23 protein-coding genes are annotated in these 20338 nt (G+C 60.7%); 11 read left to right on the forward strand and 12 right to left on the reverse strand.

The window, feature by feature from the left end; all coding sequences use genetic code 11:
* Positions 1 to 4: 4 nt before the first annotated feature.
* The 6 genes from P0645_RS18150 to P0645_RS18175 all read right to left on the reverse strand — a co-directional run bounded on the left by P0645_RS18150 (position 5) and on the right by P0645_RS18175 (position 5832).
* Positions 5 to 1207 (reverse strand): restriction endonuclease subunit S, encoded by a 1203-nt coding sequence (locus P0645_RS18150; RefSeq protein ID WP_284165964.1) that lies wholly within the window; start codon positions 1205 to 1207, stop codon positions 5 to 7.
* A complete protein-coding gene (locus P0645_RS18155; RefSeq protein WP_284165965.1) occupies positions 1200 to 2225 on the reverse strand; it encodes a virulence RhuM family protein in 1026 nt (341 codons plus the stop codon). Before P0645_RS18155 ends, P0645_RS18150 begins: the two co-directional genes overlap by 8 nt.
* The gene (locus tag P0645_RS18160) at positions 2218 to 3735 is read right to left on the reverse strand and encodes a type I restriction-modification system subunit M (protein WP_284165966.1); all 1518 of its coding nucleotides are present in this window, start codon (positions 3733 to 3735) and stop codon (positions 2218 to 2220) included. The genes P0645_RS18155 and P0645_RS18160 overlap by 8 nt, the downstream gene beginning before the upstream one ends.
* The gene (locus P0645_RS18165; RefSeq protein WP_284165967.1) at positions 3732 to 4337 is read right to left on the reverse strand and encodes a restriction endonuclease subunit S domain-containing protein; all 606 of its coding nucleotides are present in this window, start codon (positions 4335 to 4337) and stop codon (positions 3732 to 3734) included. Before P0645_RS18165 ends, P0645_RS18160 begins: the two co-directional genes overlap by 4 nt.
* A gap of 64 nt (positions 4338 to 4401) precedes the next feature.
* Positions 4402 to 5532 carry a Fic family protein gene (locus P0645_RS18170; protein ID WP_284165968.1) on the reverse strand — a complete coding sequence of 377 codons (1131 nt, stop codon included), beginning with the start codon at positions 5530 to 5532 and terminating at the stop codon, positions 4402 to 4404.
* Positions 5533 to 5670: 138 nt separating this feature from the next.
* Positions 5671 to 5832: a hypothetical protein gene (locus P0645_RS18175; protein WP_284165969.1), complete on the reverse strand. Its 162-nt coding sequence runs from the start codon at positions 5830 to 5832 to the stop codon at positions 5671 to 5673.
* 90 nt (positions 5833 to 5922) lie between these two features.
* Between P0645_RS18175 and istA the strand changes: the two genes are divergently transcribed.
* Together istA and istB are read left to right on the forward strand one after the other, a co-directional pair.
* Positions 5923 to 7410, forward strand: coding sequence for an IS21 family transposase (istA, locus tag P0645_RS18180; RefSeq protein WP_502855268.1), 1488 nt, complete (start codon positions 5923 to 5925; stop codon positions 7408 to 7410).
* Positions 7407 to 8171: an IS21-like element helper ATPase IstB gene (gene istB / locus P0645_RS18185; protein ID WP_284165971.1), complete on the forward strand. Its 765-nt coding sequence runs from the start codon at positions 7407 to 7409 to the stop codon at positions 8169 to 8171. The genes istA and istB overlap by 4 nt, the downstream gene beginning before the upstream one ends.
* Before the next feature lie 173 nt (positions 8172 to 8344).
* On the opposite strand, the gene P0645_RS18190 is transcribed toward istB, so the two are convergent.
* The gene (locus P0645_RS18190) at positions 8345 to 10006 is read right to left on the reverse strand and encodes a GspE/PulE family protein (RefSeq protein ID WP_284165972.1); all 1662 of its coding nucleotides are present in this window, start codon (positions 10004 to 10006) and stop codon (positions 8345 to 8347) included.
* Between the two features lie 57 nt (positions 10007 to 10063).
* On the opposite strand from P0645_RS18190, the gene P0645_RS18195 reads away from it, so the two are divergent.
* The 8 genes from P0645_RS18195 (at position 10064) to P0645_RS18230 (ending at position 16797) form a co-directional block, all read left to right on the forward strand.
* Entirely contained in the window at positions 10064 to 11107 is a 1044-nt protein-coding gene (locus P0645_RS18195) for a PilN domain-containing protein (protein ID WP_284165973.1), read from the forward strand.
* Entirely contained in the window at positions 11104 to 11664 is a 561-nt protein-coding gene (gene gspM, locus P0645_RS18200) for a type II secretion system protein GspM (RefSeq protein ID WP_284165974.1), read from the forward strand. The genes P0645_RS18195 and gspM overlap by 4 nt, the downstream gene beginning before the upstream one ends.
* Entirely contained in the window at positions 11661 to 12173 is a 513-nt protein-coding gene (locus P0645_RS18205; protein WP_284165975.1) for a hypothetical protein, read from the forward strand. The genes gspM and P0645_RS18205 overlap by 4 nt, the downstream gene beginning before the upstream one ends.
* Positions 12174 to 12235: 62 nt before the next feature.
* Positions 12236 to 14167, forward strand: coding sequence for a type II secretion system secretin GspD (gspD, locus tag P0645_RS18210; RefSeq protein WP_284165976.1), 1932 nt, complete (start codon positions 12236 to 12238; stop codon positions 14165 to 14167).
* A gap of 120 nt (positions 14168 to 14287) precedes the next feature.
* Positions 14288 to 15508 carry a type II secretion system F family protein gene (locus tag P0645_RS18215; RefSeq protein ID WP_284165977.1) on the forward strand — a complete coding sequence of 407 codons (1221 nt, stop codon included), beginning with the start codon at positions 14288 to 14290 and terminating at the stop codon, positions 15506 to 15508.
* On the forward strand, positions 15492 to 15866 hold the full coding sequence (locus tag P0645_RS18220) for a pilus assembly FimT family protein (protein WP_284165978.1): 375 nt from the start codon (positions 15492 to 15494) through the stop codon (positions 15864 to 15866). The genes P0645_RS18215 and P0645_RS18220 overlap by 17 nt, the downstream gene beginning before the upstream one ends.
* A complete protein-coding gene (locus P0645_RS18225; RefSeq protein ID WP_284165979.1) occupies positions 15863 to 16219 on the forward strand; it encodes a type IV pilus modification PilV family protein in 357 nt (118 codons plus the stop codon). The genes P0645_RS18220 and P0645_RS18225 overlap by 4 nt, the downstream gene beginning before the upstream one ends.
* A 29-nt stretch (positions 16220 to 16248) precedes the next feature.
* Positions 16249 to 16797: a hypothetical protein gene (locus P0645_RS18230; protein ID WP_284165980.1), complete on the forward strand. Its 549-nt coding sequence runs from the start codon at positions 16249 to 16251 to the stop codon at positions 16795 to 16797.
* Positions 16798 to 16800: 3 nt separating this feature from the next.
* On the opposite strand, the gene gspG is transcribed toward P0645_RS18230, so the two are convergent.
* Positions 16801 to 17244 (reverse strand): type II secretion system major pseudopilin GspG, encoded by a 444-nt coding sequence (gspG, locus tag P0645_RS18235; protein ID WP_284165981.1) that lies wholly within the window; start codon positions 17242 to 17244, stop codon positions 16801 to 16803.
* Entirely contained in the window at positions 17241 to 17915 is a 675-nt protein-coding gene (locus P0645_RS18240) for a prepilin peptidase (RefSeq protein ID WP_284165982.1), read from the reverse strand. Before P0645_RS18240 ends, gspG begins: the two co-directional genes overlap by 4 nt.
* On the opposite strand from P0645_RS18240, the gene P0645_RS18245 reads away from it, so the two are divergent.
* The gene (locus P0645_RS18245) at positions 17883 to 18533 is read left to right on the forward strand and encodes a hypothetical protein (protein ID WP_284165983.1); all 651 of its coding nucleotides are present in this window, start codon (positions 17883 to 17885) and stop codon (positions 18531 to 18533) included. The two genes, P0645_RS18240 and P0645_RS18245, sit on opposite strands and share 33 nt — an antisense overlap.
* Before the next feature lie 45 nt (positions 18534 to 18578).
* On the opposite strand, the gene P0645_RS18250 is transcribed toward P0645_RS18245, so the two are convergent.
* The 3 genes from P0645_RS18250 to P0645_RS18260 all read right to left on the reverse strand — a co-directional run.
* Complete coding sequence (locus tag P0645_RS18250; RefSeq protein ID WP_284165984.1) at positions 18579 to 19082, reverse strand: polymorphic toxin-type HINT domain-containing protein; 504 nt, start codon at positions 19080 to 19082, stop codon at positions 18579 to 18581.
* A 160-nt stretch (positions 19083 to 19242) separates the two neighbouring features.
* Positions 19243 to 19779, reverse strand: coding sequence for a hypothetical protein (locus tag P0645_RS18255; protein WP_284165985.1), 537 nt, complete (start codon positions 19777 to 19779; stop codon positions 19243 to 19245).
* 6 nt (positions 19780 to 19785) lie between these two features.
* Positions 19786 to 20338: polymorphic toxin-type HINT domain-containing protein (locus P0645_RS18260; RefSeq protein WP_284165986.1), on the reverse strand; the 553-nt coding region annotated here is incomplete at its 5' end.

The raw sequence follows: 20338 nt of genomic DNA on the forward strand, positions 1-20338 counted from the left end.
TCCTTCAGACAGCGACGCGCCATTCGCCCGTCAGCAGCTTCTGCATCAGGCCGCGTTTCTGGCGGGTGAGGGCTTCGATTTCCGCGTCGATGGCGGTGAGTTCGGCTTGCGATACTTCCACCACCTCGGCGATGGCGGACTGCTCGGCTTGGTCCATCGGCAGGCGCAGCTTGCCTTCGAGGAAGCGGCGATTGGTGATCGCGATGGTATTCTTGGCGCCCTTCTGAACGAGCGGGTGCAGGTAGTTGCGGACGGCGATCGGGGACTCGAACAGGGCATCGAGGATGACGCCAAGCGCGCGGGTCGCGGGGGTGAACACCCCGTAGAGCGGCGACACGATCACCTCTGCCGAGATTTTGCTCTGCTTGATGATGCCGAGCGGGAAGTCCCCGGTCGGGCTCTTGGTGTAGACGATATCACCCGGCAGGACGCGGTTGTAATGGCCGGTATCAGCGGCGGCGAAGGACCGGCCGAGGTGCTCGATCTGATTGATCAGGCCCTTGTGGACCGACACGGAAAAGACCTCCTCCGCGCCGGTGCCTTGTAGGCCGTGTTCGGTCAGCACCGCGCCCAGTGTCACTTCGCGCCATTCGCCCGTGTAACCGGGCAGCCGCGTGCGCCCCGTGAACAGGTGAGAGCGCATCCAGATGCGACGCCGAAGGTTCGCTTTCCGCAGCGCCTCCAGCTTCTCGATGGCCTCGTCCCATGTCCGCAGGATCTCGGCGATCTTGCGCTGTTCGGGTAGCGGGGGGAATGGAAGCTCGAGCTCTGCGAAGCGAGAGACGCCAAGATGTGCAATCGAGTTAGTCTTGACAGCGATCCTCGAAAAAATGCCGATGGCTTGGCAGTAGCGGAACAGTTGAATCGCAAAGTTGGCGTCTGTCTGGGGGCCTGCGCGGTAACGGATAAGCGTATTTTGGAAGCAGCAATCTTCCGGCCCGTCGGCGTACATTGCGCAACGCCCAACCAGCTCCACGCTTTGCCCCTCATTCAGGAGGATATCTCCGGGCCTGAGGCGGAAGGTTTCAATTTCCCGCTGTTTAAAGGGCATTTCGTTGATGTCGCTGAAGTCGATATAGCCATCGAACACATTCGCCACACGAAGGTATGGGACAACTCGTCCTTCGATCATGTGAGGGGACCGCTGGCGTCCTCCTTGCACTTCACCGGTGGCCGCCACTGGCATCATCGGGAACCGTCTATTCATTGTGATCACCCGGTTTCCGCTCCTTGGCGGCCTTCTCCATCTCCTCCAGCTGAGCGATGTCCGCTTCATCCGCCGCCAGTGCCTCGGCGGCGCGGCGGTTGGCGTCGAACACCTCGAACCGCTCAACGGCCAGCTTCTGCGCCACGTCCATCCGCAGCCGCCCGGCATGGGTCAGTACGTCCCGTTCGTTGAAGGACAGGAAGGCGTCGAGCTTGTCGGCCCATTCGGCCATGCTGACCGGGCGGCGGCGCCTCGCCTGGTCCTCGGCGTAGTCGAGGTACATCACGACGATGCGGTTGAGTTCCTCGACCTCCTCGGCCCTCAGGTAGTTCTTGGCGGTCCCGACATCGCCCTTGCGAACGACCGAGCCTTTCCAGCTGGTCAGGCCCATGTTGGGGGCGCTGGGATCGCTGCGGTTCTCGATCAGTTCGGCGGCCGTCTTGCCCGTGACTGTCCAGAGCATCTTGTTCTGCACCTTCTTGAAGAAGGCCTGCGCCTGGTCGGACGTCTTTTCGTAGTCGATGGCGGTCGTGTAGAGGTCGCGCACCTTCTGGTAGAAGCGCTTCTCCGAGGCGCGGATGTCCCGGATGCGGGCAAGCCACTCGTCGAAATAGTCCCATTGCTCGGCCTGCTTCAGCCGTGCATCGTCCATTGCGAAGCCCTTGACCAGATATTCGCGAAGGACGGTGGTTGCCCAGCGGCGGAACTGGGTGCCACGTGTCGAGCGGACCCGGTAGCCGACCGACAGGATGACATCGAGATTGTAGGTGTCGACCTCGCGTTCGACCTGCCTCGAGCCCTCGGTCTGAACTATCCGGAATTTCCGGATAGTTGCCCCCGGATCGCACTCACCCTCGGCGAAGACGTTGCGGATGTGCTCGTTTACGGTGCGCACGTCCTTGTCGAACAGCTCCGCGATCTCCCGCTGGCTCAGCCAAACGGTGCCGTCCACGGCCCGCAGGCCGATGGTCGCGGCGCCGTCCTCGGTGCTGTAAAGGATCAGTTCGCCCTCAGACATCGACGCCCAGCTCCTTCAGGTAGCCAGCCATCTTGCCCCGCACCTCGGCCAGCTTGGCCTCGATCGTGTTGATCTGCTTCTGCAGGGCGGCGACGTCGATTTCCTCCTCCGGCTCGAAGGTGTCGACGTAGCGGGGGATGTTTAGGTTGAAGTCGTTCTCGGCGATCTCTTCCGGGCTGGCGCGGTGCGAGTACTTCTCGACCTCCGCCCGCGTGGCGTAGGTCTCCAGCACCCTGTTGATATGCGCCTCGTCCATCACGTTCTGGGTCTTGCCCGGCGTGAACTCCTTGCTGGCGTCGATGAACAGGACGTCGCGCCGGTCCTCGTTGGCGCCGCCCTGTTCGCGAGAGCGGTCGAAGACCAGAATGGCCACCGGAATTCCCGTGGTCGTGAACAGGTTGGCGGGCAGGCCCACCACCGCGTCGAGCAGGTTCTCCTCGATCAGCGCCTGGCGGATACGCCCCTCGGCCCCACCCCTGAACAGCACGCCATGCGGAACGATGACGGCCACCCGGCCGTTCTGGCGCTTGGCGATCTCGATCATGTGGGTGATGAAGCCGTAGTCGCCTTTGGACTTCGGCGGGATCCCGCGCCAGTAGCGCTTGAACTGGTCGGTATCCGCGTTCTCCGCGCCCCATTTGTCGAGGCTGAACGGCGGATTGGCCACCACCACGTCGAACTTCATCAGGTGGTCACCCTCGACCAGCGCAGGGCTGTTAAGCGTGTCGCACCACTCGATGCGCGCGGCATCCTTGGCGTGGAGAAACATGTTCATCCGCGCCAGCGCCCAAGTCGCGCCGTTCACTTCCTGGCCGTAGAGGGCGAAGTTCTCGGACCCGACTTCCTCGGCTGCACGGATCAGCAGGGATCCGGACCCGCAGGCCGGGTCGCAGATCGTGTCGCCCGGCTTCGGGGCCGCCAGTTTCGCAAGCATGCGGGAGACAGCGGAGGGCGTGTAGAACTCGCCAGCCTTCTTGCCCGCGTCGGAGGCAAAGCGCGAGATCAGGTAGATGTAGCACTCGCCGATGATGTCCTCGGTCACGCGGCTGGGGCGCAGGTCGAGCGCGGGCTTGGCGAAATCCTCCAGCACGTTCTTCAAGCGCCGGTTGCGGTCCTTGACGCGCCCGAGGTTGGCTTCGGAGTTGAAGTCGATGTTGCGGAACACGCCTTCGAGCTTGGCGCGGTTGGCATCCTCAATCCGTTCCAGAGCGATGTTGATCCGCTCGCCGATATTGGGTTCGTTCCGGGCCTCGTAGAGGTCGTAGAAGCTGGCGCCTTCGGGAAGGACGAAGCGCTCTCGCTCGAGCCTGCGGCGGATCCGGGTTTCATCTCCGCCATACTGCTTGCGATAGTTGTCGAGGTGATCGCTCCAGTGGTCGGAGATGTACTTCAGGAACAACATCACGAGGATGTAGTCCTTGTACTGGCCGGCATCGACGACGCCCCGGAAGGTGTCGCAGGCGGCCCAAGCCGTCTGGTTGACCTGCTGCTGCGTAAGTTGGTCGGTCATTTGGACGTCCTTTCCTGCCGTGTTGCGGGTCTAAGCCTATTCGCTCGTTCCACGAGGATCATGCTCAGCATTTTTCTGCGTGTTTCAGCGACTAGCATGGCTAGCGCCCGTTCCCGTTCAGCGAGTGCATCAATCGTAACGATTTTTTCCTGTGTTCCGAAGTCGGGTATCTCAAGATCCAGGTCGTCGAGGCTAGATCTCGGGATCATCCGGATGTTTGTGCCACGCGCTACTAAATCAAAGTAGCGTTGCGCAGGCGGCTGATTGATGGCCCATGCCAAATACTCTGGCAGGACAACATCAATGTTCGGGCGGAGCACCAGCAGTGGCAAAACAGCGAGCGCAGGTTCTTGGAGGCGTTTGTCAATAACGGACGCCGTGTTGCGCTCTCCCCGAGACCGAAAGACAACGTCGCCCGACCTTACGAAGTAGCGATCAGGCAAATCATCCAGCGGAACGCGCGTCAGTCGTTCTGGGTCCATGAAGCCATCAGCAGAAATGTCCCGCAGTTGGATCGCTAGAACGCCACCGTCCTCGGCCGCTTCGAGGCGGCCCCGAACTGTGTATCCGCTATGAATGGTACAAGCATCGGGAAGCAGCATTGACATGGTCTCTGTAGGATCTCCTACAGCAGATAGTCCACCAAGCTGAAGAAGTCAATGATATTCACGCTGTAGGTCGATCTACAGCGCTTTCGTCGAGCTTCAGCCAATACCGCGCATGCCGCCGCTCCCCAGTACGGTTGAGCGCGCCCATCTCTACCAGATCCTGCAGATCTCGGGTTGTGGTGGCACGTGACGTGCCAGTTATGGCGATGTAGTTCTCGGCGCTGAGGCCACCTTTGAACCCGTCGGGCCCCTCGCGGAACATGCGCTCGATCACCTTGGCTTGTCGCTCGTTCAGTCGATCACGGAATTGGTCGTAGAACTTCGCCTTGGCGATGAAGAAGGCGACGCGTGTCAGCGTTACTTGCTGCGCCTTCAGAACGATCTCAGCGAACCAGATCAGCCAGTCTGTGACATCCAGCGTCTTCTGGTGGGCCTCGAGCTGGTCGTAGTAGACCTTCCGTTCCCGTTCGATCGTGTAGGCCAGCGCGATCAGGCTCGGCTGGCCGATGTTCTGGGCAAGGGACTTTTCCGCCAAGGCGCGGCCGAGGCGACCATTGCCGTCCTCGAAGGGATGGATGCTTTCGAACCAGAGATGCCCAAGCGCCGCGCGGGTCAGAGCCGGCAGGGGCGTTGGACCGTCTGGCGCCGTTCGGTTGAACCAGTCGACGAACACGTCCATCTCGCCTTGGACCTGCGCGGAGGGCGGCGCTTCGAAATGCACCGTCGGCCGGTCGATACGCCCCGAGACGATCTGCATCGCATCTGCATGCCGCCGGTAGGCCCTAATGGTTTCGAGGCCGCGGTCATGGGATAGAAGCATCCCGTGCCAGCGGCTGAGGGTCTCGTGGGTCAGAGGTTCGGCGTAGGTCGAGTAGACGTCGACCATCATCTCTGCGACGCCCTGTTCGCGCGGCCTTGGCGGTGCGCCGTCGGCAGTCAAGCCGAACTGACGGCGCAGAGAGGATTGCACGCTGGCCCTGTCCAGCACCTCGCCTTCGATGGCGCTGGTCCGCATCGCCTCTTCGCTCAGAAGTTCGATGCGCAGGCGGTCGCGTTCGTCGCCGGTCACATGGCGGACGGCACCAAGTATCTCGCCGGATGACAGCAGGAACCTCCGTTCGAGAGCCTCGACGGCGGCGCTGTCAAAGCGAAAATTCGGCCATTCGGGTTGTGTCCAGTTCCAGCGCATGAGCTATAGAATCCCTTTCTATAACTCACAATATTGCATATTAATGATTTATGGAAGTGCGTTCTATGCATCACGTCCAGCGCTTGAGCTGGGGCTTAAAGGCGCAGGCCCACACAAAACGCCGCACTTGTGCGCGTGTCAGGCTGCGGCTGAGATCGGTTCGTAGCGCACTTCAGCCTTGGCGGTGTCCAGCCAGGCGGGCTGCAGGTCGCCGTTGTTCCATTGGTAGAGGTAGCCCACGAGCGTGTCGGTTTTCTTGCAGAGGATGCGCATGTAAGCGGCGGAGCAATAGTCGGCCACGGGAGCGGCGGGATGATCTCGCTGCGGGCGGCACAAAAGTCGGCCACTTTGGCCCTTTCTGGCGACAGGGAGGGCGGGGGTATTTTCACCGTGGATTTGTATCGGAAGGTTCGCTTGGCCTGTGCGGGTGGCATGAGCGCGCGTGAGGCGGCGCGCCAGTTCGGGATTTCGCGCGACAGCATAAGGAAGATGCTGAGCTTCTCGGTGCCGCCGGGGTATCGGCGCACGGCGTCTGTGAAGCGGCCGAAGCTGGATGGGTTCACCGAGATCATCGACGCCTGGTTGGCCGAGGATCGGGGGCGGAACAGCAAGCAGCGGCACACGGCCAAGCGGGTTCTTGAACGGTTGCGGGACGAGCACGGGTTCACCGGCGGCTACACGATCATAAAGGATTACATGCGCGAGCAGGAACGGCGCGGCCGGGAGATGTTCGTGCCGCTGACGCATGCGCCGGGTCATGCCCAGGCCGATTTCGGCGAGGCTGTGGTCATCATCGGTGGCGTCGAGCAGAAGGCGCATTTCTTTGCCTTCGATCTGCCGCACAGCGACGCCTGTTTCGTCCGGGCCTATCCGGCGGCGACCTCTGAAGCCTGGGTCGACGGGCACGTTCATGCCTTCGCCTTCTTCGGGCGGGTTCCGGTGTCGGTGCTCTACGACAATGACAAATGCCTGGTGGCGCGGATCCTGCCGGACGGGACGCGCAAGCGGGCCAGGCTCTTCAGCGGGTTCCTGTCGCATTACCTGATCCGGGATCGGTATGGCCGCCCGGGCAAGGGCAACGACAAGGGCAGCGTCGAGGGGCTGGTCGGTCTTGCCCGGCGCAACTTCATGGTGCCGGTGCCGCGGTTCGCGACCTGGGACGCGTTCAACCTCTGGCTCGAAGAACAATGTCGCAAGCGCCAGTCTGATGTCCTGCGCGGTCATGATGAGACGATCGGTCAGCGTCTCGCGCGGGATCTGGCGGCGATGGCCGATCTGCCGCCAGCGCCCTTCGATGCCTGCGATCAGACGACCGGGCGGGTCAGCTCCCAGGCCCTGGCACGCTTCAGGACCAACGACTATTCCGTGCCGGTCGCCTATGGCCACCGCGACGTCTGGATCCGTGGTTATGTCGACAGGGTCGTGATCGGCTGCGGCGGCGAGATCATCGCGCGGCATCCCCGCAGCTATGAGCGCGAGGACATGGTCTTCGATCCTGTCCACTACCTTCCGCTGATCGAGAGGAAGATCAATGCCTTCGATCAGGCCGCGCCGCTGGCCGCATGGGACCTGCCGCCCGAGTTCGCGACCCTGCGCCGCCTGATGGAGGCGCGGATGCTCAAGGCTGGGCGCCGCGAGTATGTGCAGGTCCTGCGCCTGCTGGAGACCTTCGACTTGGTCGACCTGCATGCTGCGGTAAGGACGGCGCTGCGCATGGGCGCCATCGGCTTCGATGCCGTCAAGCATCTGATCCTGTGCCGGGTCGAGAAGCGACCGCCCAGACTCGACCTCGACATTTACCCCTATCTGCCGCGCGCCACTGTCGGAACCACCTCGGCGGCCAGCTACATGTGCCTGATGGCGGGGGATGGCGCATGAGCGACGCCCCGCAGATCCTGCTTGCCCATCATCTCAAGACGCTGAAGCTGCCGACCTTCCTCAGGGAATACGACAAGCTCGCCCGCCTGTGTGCCGCCGAGGGGCAGGATCACGTCCAGTTCCTCGCCCGCCTGGTCGAGCTGGAACTGATCGACCGGGAGCGGCGGATGATCGAGCGCCGCATCAAGGCCGCCAGGTTCCCGGCGGCCAAGAGCCTCGACAGCTTCGACTTCAAGGCCATTCCCGGCCTCAACAAGATGCAGGTGCTTGAACTGGCCCGCGGCGAGTGGATCGAGCGGCGCGAGAATGTCATCGCCCTTGGCCCGAGCGGCACCGGCAAGACCCATGTCGCCCTGGGGCTCGGGCTCGCAGCCTGCCAGAAAGGCCTCTCCGTCGGCTTCACAACTGCCGCGGCGCTGGTGAACGAGCTGATGGAGGCCAGAGACGAGCGCCGCCTCCTGCGCCTGCAGAAGCAGATGGCGGGCTACAAGCTGCTGATCATCGACGAGTTGGGCTTCGTGCCGCTGAGCAAGACCGGCGCCGAGCTGCTCTTCGAGCTGATCTCGCAGCGCTACGAACGTGGCGCCACCCTGATCACCAGCAACCTGCCGTTCGACGAATGGACCGAAACATTCGGTTCCGAGCGCCTCACCGGCGCGCTGCTCGACCGCCTGACCCATCACGTCAACATCCTCGAGATGAACGGCGACAGCTACCGGCTGGGTCAGAGCCGCGCCCGCCTGGACGCCGACATCAACTGAACGTCACGCCAGATCTGGCCCTTACGAGCCAACGCGCCCCGGCAGCCGCCAGCTACCTTGAAAGCGCTGCTGCCGGGCCGCGAAACCCATTCCGACCTTCCGCCAAAGGCACCCTCAACTGGTAGACTTTTGCGCCGCCCCGTGGCTGGTTTTTACTCCGGCGTTGACAGCCGTCAATTCGGCCGATCTTCTTCTGCTGGCTGCGCTAATGGAAAGACGCCACCTAAAACCCTGAGCCAATCTTCTTTGGCGCAAATGCCACGTTGAAACATCGCGTCGGCAGTGCGGGCCATCGATACGTAGCCATGGCGCTCGCCAAGTTCTCGGATTTTGTCGATTGACTGCCTCCGCTCGATGGCATCGGCGATTTCTGGTGTAACTCGCAAGAGTTCTTCGACGACCGTACGCCCTTTGCGTCCCGAATTTCGGCAGATTGAACAACCCACCCCGCCGCAAGTCTGGCAGATGCGGCGAACAAGTCGTTGAGACAAGACGCCGCGCAAAGTGGCCGCAAGCAAGTAGGGCGGAACACCCAGATCCAACAGTCTTGTCACCGCCGACACGGAATCGTTGGTGTGAACCGTCGACAGGACAAGCCTACCCACGAGTGCTGCGCGTACCGCGATCTCTGCTGTTTCCTGATCCCTGATTTCACCGATCATGATCACGTCTGGATCCTGGCGCAATATCGCGCGCAGCGCACGGCCGAATGTCATATCGACTGCCGTCTCGACCTGCACCTGGGCGATGCCGCTAAGAGAATACTCAACGGGATCTTCAACCGTCACGATCTTTCGGTCATCAGTGTTCAGTTCTTGCAGCGCAGTGTAGAGAGTGGTCGTTTTTCCGCTGCCGGTTGGTCCGGCGACAAGGAAAACGCCGTTTGGCAGGGACAGAATACTGCGGATTTCACACACCCGCTGGGCATCGAAACCCAGTTCACGCCAGCTGAGCAGAGTTTGGTGACGATTGAGAAGCCGAAGTACGACGCTTTCGCCATGCTGCGTGGGCAATGTCGACAGGCGTAAGTCGATCGTGTTTCCCCGTACGGAAACGTTCGCCCTGCCGTCCTGCGGCCGCCGTTTTTCAGAGATATTCAGGTTCGCCATAACTTTAAGGCGCGATACAACGGCCGCTCGGTCGGCCTGCGCAATCGTACGGATCGTCGACAACTGTCCGTCGGAGCGGAAACGAACGCGTGCGCCGTATTCTTCGGCTTCGATATGGATATCGGATGCTCCCGCGGCGACGGCATCCGCGATCAACGCGTTGACCAGCTTGATTACTGGCCCATCATTGGCCAAAGCGCGCAGCCGCTCGACGTCTGCTTCGGTGACAATTTCGGTGTCATTTGCTTGCGACAACCGGTCTTTCTGCGTGGTCGAGAATTTTACGGCTGATGGGACAGTGATCGCGATGCTGACTGGGCGGCGCAGATGGAAGGCAACGCTTTCGATCGTCGGCCCTGCGCCCGGGTCGCTAGTGGCGACACATACTGTTTCATCCTCTTCGTAAGCCGGCAGAATAGCCGCTCGCTGCAAGAACTGTTCGGTGAGACCTAGCCTATCAGATAAGGATCTGTCGATCTCAGATGGCTCGACAAACGGCAGGCCCAAATGATGTGCGAGGGCTCGAAATAGTGGCTCCTCAGCGACCAGGCCGATCTCCAGAAGGGTTCGCTCTACGCTGGTCCCGGTACTAAGACTCGCGTCAAGCGCGCGCCGCGCACCTTGCTGTGTTAGCGCGCCGCGTTCAACCAGTTGATCCACGAAGACCTTTGGGTCCAGAGTCGCTATTTCCATGCCAACCGCGCAATATTTGTTGTGCTTCTCCATCGTCCATATACTATAGCTGCCTAGGCGGAAGGCGAATAGCGACAATAAGCGGGCAAGTTGAGCAAGCTCACGAAATTCAGGGCCTTGGCTCGCTGGCGGTCTGTGCTGCAGCGCAGCGCCAATCTTCATGCTGTGTTGCGTTCGTGGTTCGGGGTTCTGTTTTTAGGAGATGCGTCCGCGAAGCGCCTGCATTTCAGCGATGACGCGGATGGCGTCGAACTGCGAAATGGCGAACTGTTTGTACCCTCTGAATGGCTGGCAGTGCCACTTGTACGCCCGGCGCCGACCCGCCCTCGGGAAGTGGTTGATGCTTATTTGCCGAAGACTGCATTTCTTAAGCGTCATATTCGGTTCCCTGCATCGGCGCTGCGGCAGCGTCAGGCCGTGGCGACGCTCGACCTGACAAGAGGGACGCCTTTTGGACCTGGTGAAGTTGTATGGTGCCTGTCGGAGCCCGAAAGGGACGGCGACACAACAGTGGCAAGCCAATGGGTCCTTCGTCGAACCGACCTGGAGATCATCAAGCGAAACCTGGCTTCCGCCGGTTTCGCGCTTCGTCACATTCTAGTGGAAGGGGTTCGGTCCGCCCCGATAGACGCGGACGATATGGGCGCCGCGCGTCGATCTACGAGGCGCTGGCGGCGCCTGAACGCCGGACTGGCAGTCGCCACATGCTTACTTCTTCTTTCGAATTGGCTCTATCCGTCCATGCGGCAATACCAAGAACTCGGACCCGCAACCGCCGAGCTTGAGCGCGTGCGGATTTCCGCGGTTGAGTTGCAGAAGGAGCTGAAGAAACGTCGCGTGTCAGCGGAAGAACAGAAAGCGTTGCTCGACGTCACGCTCGGTCGGCCAAGATTGTCTGAGACCTTGCGAGAACTGACCGTCGCCCTTCCCGACGAAGTATGGATTTCAGACCTGGAGCTCAATGATTCAGGTCTCTTGGTTGCGGGCGAGACAGCTGCCTCCGCCGCCGACCTCGTCATCGCGCTTGCCCGTTCGCGGACCTTCACTGATCCGCATCTTTCGGGGCCGGTCTCTGCCACCGCTTCTGGTGGCGAGCGTTTTCAACTTTCGCTGGGCATAGCGGTCGCAAGATGACGGTTCCGATTTTTCAAAGCGTGAATGGCTGGTCTACAAGGATCGTGCCGTTTGTACTGAGTGCGGCTGTCCTTGGCGTACTGCTGCCTCTCAGCGACTGGCGCGCGGAGACGGCGACGCGGCTCAGCCAAGTTCGAGCGGAACTCGAGCATCTGAACAAGAGCATCGCGGAACTTCAGGCAGAGATGACGCGGCTCTCCGCAGGTATTGCAGAGAGCTATCGCTGGAGCGCTCCCCAACTCGGCGAAGCAAGCGCGATGGTTCAGTCGCGAATTTCTGACGTGGCAAGACAAGTTGGCGTATCCTTGCGCCAGATATCCCCACTTCCAGACCGGGATATTGGGTCATCGGGATTGCTTGGGTTCAGGATCGAACTAGAGGCGACAGTAGACAACTTCGTGAAGTTTCTGATCCAGGTCGAGCAGAACAGCCCTGCTTTGACGGTCCGACGGGCGACGGTCCGTCGGCTCACCCGAGCAGAGGTCGTTAGCAGTCAACCGTTCCTTTTTGTCCAGATTGACCTGCTGGCCCCCGTAGCGCTGGAAAACACAAAATGATGCGCGCTCAGCTCATGCCTTTTGTTGGATCCGCCCTCTTGCTGGCCACAACCTTTGCAGCGGCCATCGCGTTCGCCGCTCAGCTGAAAGCAACCAAGGAACGGCAAGAGCCCGATGTTGAGCAGCAAGTGGTCCCCAAGGCCTCAGCAGCGGCGAGCCCATACCAGCCGACGATGCGCAGCGACGCGTACTTTAACGCGATATTCGAGCGCCCGCTCTTCTCGCCGACAAGGCGCCCCGATAAACCGGCAGCCAATCCGCAGGAGATTCCCGAGACAACCGAGGCATCGCCGCCGGAAGCGCCAGAATTGGGACCGGATTTTCGACTGTTGGGGACGGCAACCTTCGGCGATGCGCGCACTGCGCTCCTTGCCGCTGCAGATGGAATGAGTACATGGGTTGGCGATGGCCAGAGCATGGAAGGCTGGACCGTCAAAGAAATCGGGAATGATTGGGTTCTGCTCGGACGAGACGCCGAGCGCTTGCGTCTGGAGATATATCCGAAGTGACATCAAGATCATTTGTCCGCTGCTGCGTTGTCCTATTGTGTGTGGCGCTTACAGCGTCCTGTGTGTCGGACCGCTCTGGTTGGCTGAGGCCATCCCTGCTCGCCAACTCCGGTGGAAGTCGGGCATCAGTCGCCGGTCAAGGCGCCTATCGCGGTTCGGGCATTGAGGGGCGCTCGGCGGACAGAAGACATCTTGGTACGGATGAATTCCTGAACGAGCCTGCACAAGACGGCCGCAAGCTGGTGGAGAAAGCAGGCCGGGACGGATATTCGCTCAATCTGGTCAACGTGCCGATCGACCAGGCCGCCAAGGCAGTCTTGGGTGACGCACTAAAGCAATCGTACTCCGTTTCACCGGAGGTGACGGGTTCGGTAACCCTGCAAACAACGCGTCCGCTTTCCGCCGACGAGCTGCTGGAGACCTTCGAGACCGTCCTTGAAATGAACGGAGCCGCGCTTCAGACCTCCGGCGAATTGGCTACGATCGTTCCGGCCGCGGGCGCCACCCAGCGGGTTACGACCGCAAAGCGCTACAATGGCGGTTCTGGTCGAGTGGTCGCGCTCCCGCTCAAATATATCTCAACCGACGAGATGGTGCGCCTGTTGACACCGATTGTGGGGGAGTCGCTCCGCCTGACATCAATCCCGAACCGAAATATCGTTCTTATCGCTGGCTCGAAGGATGAGGTGAACGCGGCAATCGAAGCCGCGAACCTGTTCGACGCCGATATTCTGAAAGGCAAGTCGGTCGGGCTTTATGAGCTCCGGGCAGCGGAGCCGGAAGCAGTTGTGCTGGAGTTGAATTCGATCTTTGAGTCCTCCGAAGGCGGCGGTCTTGAAGATGTCATTTCCTTCGTCCCTTCCCAGAGGCTTGGCGCGATCCTGGTCGTAACATCGCGTTCGTCCTATCTTGCTGAAGCAGAACGCTGGATTCGTGACCTCGACAAGGCCGCGGGTGGTGTGAAGAGACGCCCCGAAGTCTATTATCTTCAGAACCGTAGCGCCGCAGACCTTGCGCCGGTGCTTTCAGAGATGTTGCAAGACATCGCGAGCGGAGAGTCGGCGACCATCGAAGGCGCGCCCAAAGTTGTAGCCGACGACGCGAAAAACGCGATCGTTGTATGGGGCAACGACCGAGAGCAGGATAGTTTTGCCCGCCTCATTAACTCGCTCGACACAGCACCGGTACAGGTCTTGCTTGAGGCAACGATTGCAGAAGTAGCGCTAAACGATGAGCTCAACTTCGGACTTCGCTGGTTCTTCGAAAACAGCGGAGAGACCGCGACCTTCTCCGACACAAACAATGGAGGCGTATCCTCGACCTTCCCCGGTCTTTCATTATTGTTCCAGGGAAGCTCCTCTGCGGCTGCGATAAACATGTTGAGCTCAATTACCGAAGTTAACGTGGTTTCTTCTCCCAGCCTGATGGTCGTCGACAATCAGGAGGCCAAGCTCCAGATCGGCGACCAGGTTCCGGTGGCGACGCAGCAGTCTCAAGGGACGGATGACAAGAGCGCTCCGATCATCAACACGATCTCATTCCGCGACACTGGCGTCATCCTGAAGGTGAAGCCCAGGGTTTCACGATCTGGACAAGTTATTCTCGAGATCGAGCAGGAAGTATCATCCGTTGCCAGCACCACGACCTCTGGCATCGATAGCCCGACCATCTCTCAGCGCAAGATCACAACCAGAGTCGCGGTCTCCGATGGCCAGACAATCGCACTCGGCGGCCTGATTGAAGAAAAGAGCAACCGGACTACTGCGGGTGCCCCCGGGGTTTCGAAAGTTCCTGTACTGGGCGCGCTCTTCCGCAACCGAAAGGACAAGGTAAGCAAAACTGAGCTTCTAGTGCTGATCACGCCCAGGGTAATACGGGACGGCGTCGAGGCAGCGGATATCACTGCCGAGTTCCGCAAGCGCCTTCTCAACACCAATGTTTTGATCGAAAACGGACTGCCGGAAGACAATACCGTTCACCGAATTGTCGACTAGCTTGGACGCTGGCTCTATACCTATCTGGGATGAGGGCAGGACTGTGACATCGGCGGTGAGGTTTGGCCCTGAACCGTTCTGCGATGGAGACAGAGCCGGCAGGCTGTTGGAGACGCTGGAATGTCGCGGTTCGCCTATCGGGCTCTGACGATTGCAGGTGAGGAGAAAGCGGGCGAAGTCTCGGCGCAGGACGAGGCGCAGGCACTGGATCTAATTGCCCGACAGGGGCTGACACCGGTGTGGCTTCGCAGCGGCTCGCAACCGTTGCCTTGGTGGCAGCGCGAGTTCAGTTTCAGCGGCAAAGTCGCGCCGTTGAAGCCTTCGGAAATGGGAGAATTTTTTACCAGCTTTGCCGCCCTGATCGAGGCGAAGCTGCCACTGGCCTCGGCGCTCGGCCATTGCGAGCGCCAGGCGAAAGGACGGACGAGGCTGCAGTCCGCGCTGGCAAGGGCCCGCCTGTCGGTCGAAAACGGATCGACGCTCGCGCAGGGTCTGAGAGACGCTGCCCCTGTCTTTCCAGAGCGGTGGATCGCCGTCATCCAGTCCGGCGAACAGGCCAACCGCCTCGAAAGCGTGGTGCGACGCGCGGCCGAGACGCTCGCGAGCGAGGAAAGAAGGCGACGTGAGATCAGGGCGGCCCTGATCTACCCGGCTATACTGCTGCTAATGTCCTTGCTGGTGGTCGGGATGGTGATTTTCTATCTTTCGCCGACGCTTCTGCCAGTATTCACCTCTACGGGACGGGAACCGCCTGCCTTGCTGGTGACTCTCAATTGGCTCGGCGAAGTGCTTCACATGCACTGGCTGGGCGCGATCGTTGCTTTGACAGTACTGATCGCTGCGGCATCGGCACTGCGGACGAGATATAAGGATTGGCTTTTCCCGATCCTATTGCGCACGCCGCTGGTTGGCGCGTACTTCCGACGGATAGAAACGGCACAGATCTGTCAAACGCTCGCACTGATGATGGAAGGGGGCGCACCGCTTATGCAGGCGCTATCCGTTCTGCGCGGCGGCCGTCTTCGCGGGCCTTACCGCACCTTGATCGAGGAGACTTCGGATTGCGTCGCGGCCGGTGGGACATTGACATCTGCTCTTCAGCGTTCTGATCTGATCGACCCAACGGCGATGATTCTTATTGCGGCGGGCGAACAGAGTGACCGGCTGCCTACATCGCTTCGTTCGGCAGCACTGACGCTTGAGGGCATGATCAGCCAGACAACGTCTCAGTTTGTACGGATGCTTACGCCGATCCTGACGCTTCTTCTGGGCGGCAGCGTCGGCGCATTGATCCTTTCCACCGTTACAGCGATAATGGATCTCAATGAAATTGCCTTCTAGTCGGTCGACCGGCGGCTTCACGCTTTTTGAGGCTCTGATCGTCTTGGCAATCATCGGCCTGATCACGACAATCGCCGCGGCGTCGTTGCGACGCCCTACCCCTGAGCTCAGGCTTCAGCGCGCAGCAGCGGATCTGCGGTCCCAAATAGCGGATCTCCGTTATCGCGCTGCTCTGGAAAGGCGACAGATCGCCTACGACCTTGAGTCATTGAGTTGTGATCCCGAGCGGACGATCATCTATCTGGCGCCGGATGGCACAATGCATGGCCCTGACGTATGCCTTCTCGACGACGGGGTTGCGCTTAGATTGCGCCCTCTAACCTTGACCGGTGAATTCATCCCGGCGGAGGCCGAATGAGAACAGCCGGTTATTCCCTGTTCGAAGTTCTGCTCGCATTCGTGATCATGTCACTTGTCCTCGCGGTGCTGCTTCCCGGGCAGGCCCAACTGATGCGCCGGACCTACGACACAGAAACCCGGCTTCTCGCGGCAGATTTCGCCGTTTCTCGCTTGTCTTCACTCCAGCTCAGCCGGTCACTCGCACCTGGGCGAGCCACGAAAGAATACCGAGATTGGATCGTCGTAGAGAATGTCGAAGAGCTGGTCTTGGTCGTCACCGAAGAGCCTGTCAGCGTCATTGAGGTTACGATTTTGTCGAGGCGTGGAGAGGTCGAACTGGCGCGGGTTAGCGGATTGGCGGGCATGAGATGAAGGTCGGAAATAGCCGAAGCGGCTTGAGCTTGTTTGAACTGCTCATCGCCCTCAGCCTGCTCGCTTTCATCGCCGCTGCATTGAGCTCCACCCTCGGTTTGGGCATTCGGCTCTACAAGCGCACCGACACGCACGACCAGACCGCGTCCGCGCTCGCCGCCCGAATTCGGCTCAGGACGATGATTGGTGCAGCTCTGCCGCCCTCACGACTGACGCCATTTACGACAGAGTTCCTCGGCAATTCGAACGGCTTCAGCTTCACGACTTTGTCAGCACGAGGCGCAGCCCCGGATGCGGCCGCTTTCAGGGTCGCGGTTAGTGTTCTCGACAAGGAGCTTCAGTTACAGGTTGCGGCACTGGGCGATGATGGGCACCAGGCGCCCTACTCAACCCTAACGCTCGTGATAGACCCAGATCAGGTTATGTTCTCCTACCTGGATGGTGCAGCCGATCCGCCAGACTGGCGAGCATTCTGGAGCGAACCGGACCGGCTGCCTGACCTTGTTCGGATTGAAATCGCGCCCGGGAGTATCCCGGCGTGGCCGGAATTCACCGCCGCGACTTACCTCGGCCCGTAAGGCTCAGAGACCCAGATCTGCATCTTCACCGTCTCCGCCCTTGGCGCCATCGCGGCCGAGAGACATGACGACGGGCGAGGCATCGCCCACGGGTTCCTCGTAGACATAGTCACGACCCCATGGGTCCTTGAGTGCCTCGGCCTTATCGATGTACGGGCCGCGCCAGCCAGTCCCCTCTGCGGGCGACTGCACAAGAACGGCCAGCCCTTCAGCCGACGTCGGGTAACGGCCGACATCGACAAAGAACAGCTGAAGCGCGCTTTCGAGTTGGTCAATCTGAAGGGCGGCGGTTTCCGACTTCGCCCGGCCGAGATACCCAATCAGCCGTGGACCGACGACTGCAGCAATCATTGCAACAATGGCAAGAACCACCAGAACTTCGAGGATTGTCATGCCGGCATTGCGACCAACGGATGCTTTGCCTCCACCCCAAACGACCAACTTCACCTCAATCCTCCATATAGAAAGGCAACCCAGGTAAAAAGACAGAGGAACGGCCCGAAGGCAATTGCCGAAACCGTCAGATCGCGCAGCGATTTTTGCTGAATCATGGCCAGTCCCACCAGCGTCAATAGCGCCGATATCGACGCACCCAGGATAACAAAGGTGGCGCCATCGAATCCAACCCAGATAGCGATGCCAATAAGCAACTTGACGTCCCCTCCGCCAAGGCCGTGCCACCCTCTGAAGCGATAGTAACCCCAGCAGATAGTGAGGGCGAGCGAAGGCCAGATGAGAATTGCGACAAGATCACTCAGGGCGGGCAGCGTCGGGGCAATGGCCAGTCGCCCAAGTCCGGTGAGTGCCAGAAACGCCGACACACCGTCCGGAATCTCGAATCGCTCGATATCCACCGCCGACGCGAGGATCAGAAGTGGCCCGAGGACAAAGAGCCAAGGCCATTCGTCAGGCCAGGCTAGAAGCGCGCTTCCTGCATAGATCGGCAGATGATAGAGGGTGAGCCAGCACGTCTTTGCATGCGTCTCAGGTACTTCTTTCAAATTGTCGCTCAGCCTATGTGGACAAAAACCATCAGACGATCCAGACGTGCGGGTTTTGCCCTGATCGTCGTTCTCGGACTGCTCGTGGTCATTACCGCACTCTTCGCCGTAACGCAAAAGCGCCTGCTGGCCCGGCATTCGGGGGACGCGGCCGATCGCATTGTGCTTGCAAATATGGTTGAGGCAACCGCCTTGCTTCGCCTGGCACTTCGCCTGCGCGCGAACGATGCGACTGCGGTATCCTACGACATCGAATGGGCAGATAAGCGCATGCAGTTGAATCTTCAGGATGTCGGCGGCCTCATTGATCTCAACACCGCCAACCCCGACCTCTTGTCGCGGCTTGCCGACGACCTCAAGGTCTCGCACGATGGCATGAGAGATCTGCGTGAATGGCGCCGTCTGTCTCTGCGCCTTCTGTCTCTGCAGGACTTCGTTCGGCTGACCGGTGCGGCGCCAGACTCGCTCGAGCGACTGCGATCGGCAGCCACGGTGCACTCTGGGAGACCCGGGATTGATATCGCGTCAGCGAGCCTGTCGGCTCTAGAAATTGCGACAGGCAGCAGCGGCACAGACGAAGAGCTTCGCCGCCATGTGCCATCCGTATTTTCCAGTCAGCCGACGGGCACGATCTTCGACGTTTACCTCGCCGCAGATGACGGAAGTAGCTTTGCGGCCTACCTCGGAACGATTGCGAGCGACGGTGGATCCGGAAGGATACTGGAAATGCGGTGATACAAGCGGCCCTGCCGAAGGCGTGAACGCCTCCTCCGGATGGCATCAAAATGTGTCCGCGACCTCGAGATTGTGCACCAGCGTCGGCCGGTCGTCCAGCTCCGCCGAGACGACGGTGATCACCCCGCCGTCCGCGTCCACGATCCGGTCGCCGGGGGCCAGCTCCCCCGCCTGCACCCAGCCGCGCCCCTCGACATAGAGCGGATGCTCCGCCGTCACGCCGAGCCGGGAGCTCTGCCCCGACGCCTCCAGCCCCAGCCAGACCAGATCCGTCGCCTGACGCCCCATGATCGCGGCCACGGGATAGGGCCCGACCTCCCCCGTCTCCTCGTTCCGCGCGATCACCAGATCGCCCTCGCGCAGGTCCTCGATCCGGACCTTGCCCGACGGCGTCAGGACCTCCGTCCCCTCCGGGAAGGACGAGCCCGCCTGCATCAGCGCGCCGACCATCTCGTCGAGCGCCGAGCCGCAGCCGCAGGACGGCACGATCGCCTCGACCGCGCATTCGGCCGCCATCTGGGTGATCTGGATCTCCGGACTGCCGCTCATCAGCGCGGTGCTGAGGAGCCCGCCTTAGAGGTGTCCCACCGTGGGGCAATGTCATGATCAAATGAAATCAATGGCTTGGCGGCGCGCCGTGAGGATTCGTTCAGGAACTGAGGCACCCGCCGCCTCGCCCGAACTTCGCAACACGGCTGCTCCCAAGGCGTCAGCCCCGGCGGGTTCGCCCAGCTTGCCGGATCGTTTCTGCCGCAGATACCGGTGGCCAAGGTTTGTCCCACACTTGACCATTCAACTCCAGAGCAGGGCCCATTACGCTTACAAATCGTGGCGTGACTTCGTTTGCGTCGCGTATCCTGTCCCGGCTGCTGACGATGTCAATAGATCGATCGAGGTACTTTTCAAGAAATGCCATCAAGCGCGAGTAGCGCTCGGCCTCAGGTATCTCTTGCAGGTCGTTAAGCACGTCAAAGTAAGGCTGGCGCTCTGTCTCGGGAAGCCACGATTTCATGTTCAGGGAGACGGGAAAATGATTCGATGCAGGCGTGTTTTTCGGTTCGGTCAGATAGTTCTTGAAACATGACATGACTGAGAGGTGATGCAGTCCTAGTCGCTTCTGAGAGAAGTTGCGCGATGCGAGAACGCAGAGATAGGCATCGGGCATTTCCTTGGTCCAGCTGTTCGGCTTCTGGCGTTTGAAACCACGCCTCTTGCACGCTTGTTCGACAATGCTTTCGACGTCCATCCGTCTTTACCCCTTGAACGGTCGATAAAATTCCAAGATACCCTGCACGCCGTTACCGTAAATTGCCTGCAACTCGCAAACATAGGCCGCCACCTGTCGCTTGCCCCTGCGTCGTTGGGACGGCGTATCAGGCTTGAGTTCGTAGACGATCTGATTGTTGGGATCCCACCCGTCGACAACCTTACCACTCGGCAAACGGAGCCGTTCGAGATCGCAGCGGTAGTTGTCATGCATCGACTTCCCGTAGTCAGCAGCGCTGCTGTTCCCGCTGGTTCTGCTCCGTGCATTATGCCCCCAAGCCTCCAGCTCTCCGGCGAAGTAGGTATGCGCCCCCGCGACCTCGAGATTGTGCACCAGCGTCGGCCGGTCGTCCAGCTCCCGCGAGACGACCGTGATCACCCCGCCGTCGGCATCCACGATCCGGTCGCCGAGGGCCAGCTCTCCGGCCTGCACCCAGCCCCGGCCCTCGACATAGAGCGGATGCTCCGCCGTCACCCCGAGACGTGAGCTCTGCCCCGACGCCTCCAGCCCCAGCCAGACCAGATCCGTCGCCTGCCGC

Source organism: Frigidibacter sp. SD6-1 (genome assembly GCF_030143255.1).
Classification (GTDB): domain Bacteria; phylum Pseudomonadota; class Alphaproteobacteria; order Rhodobacterales; family Rhodobacteraceae; genus TMP-24.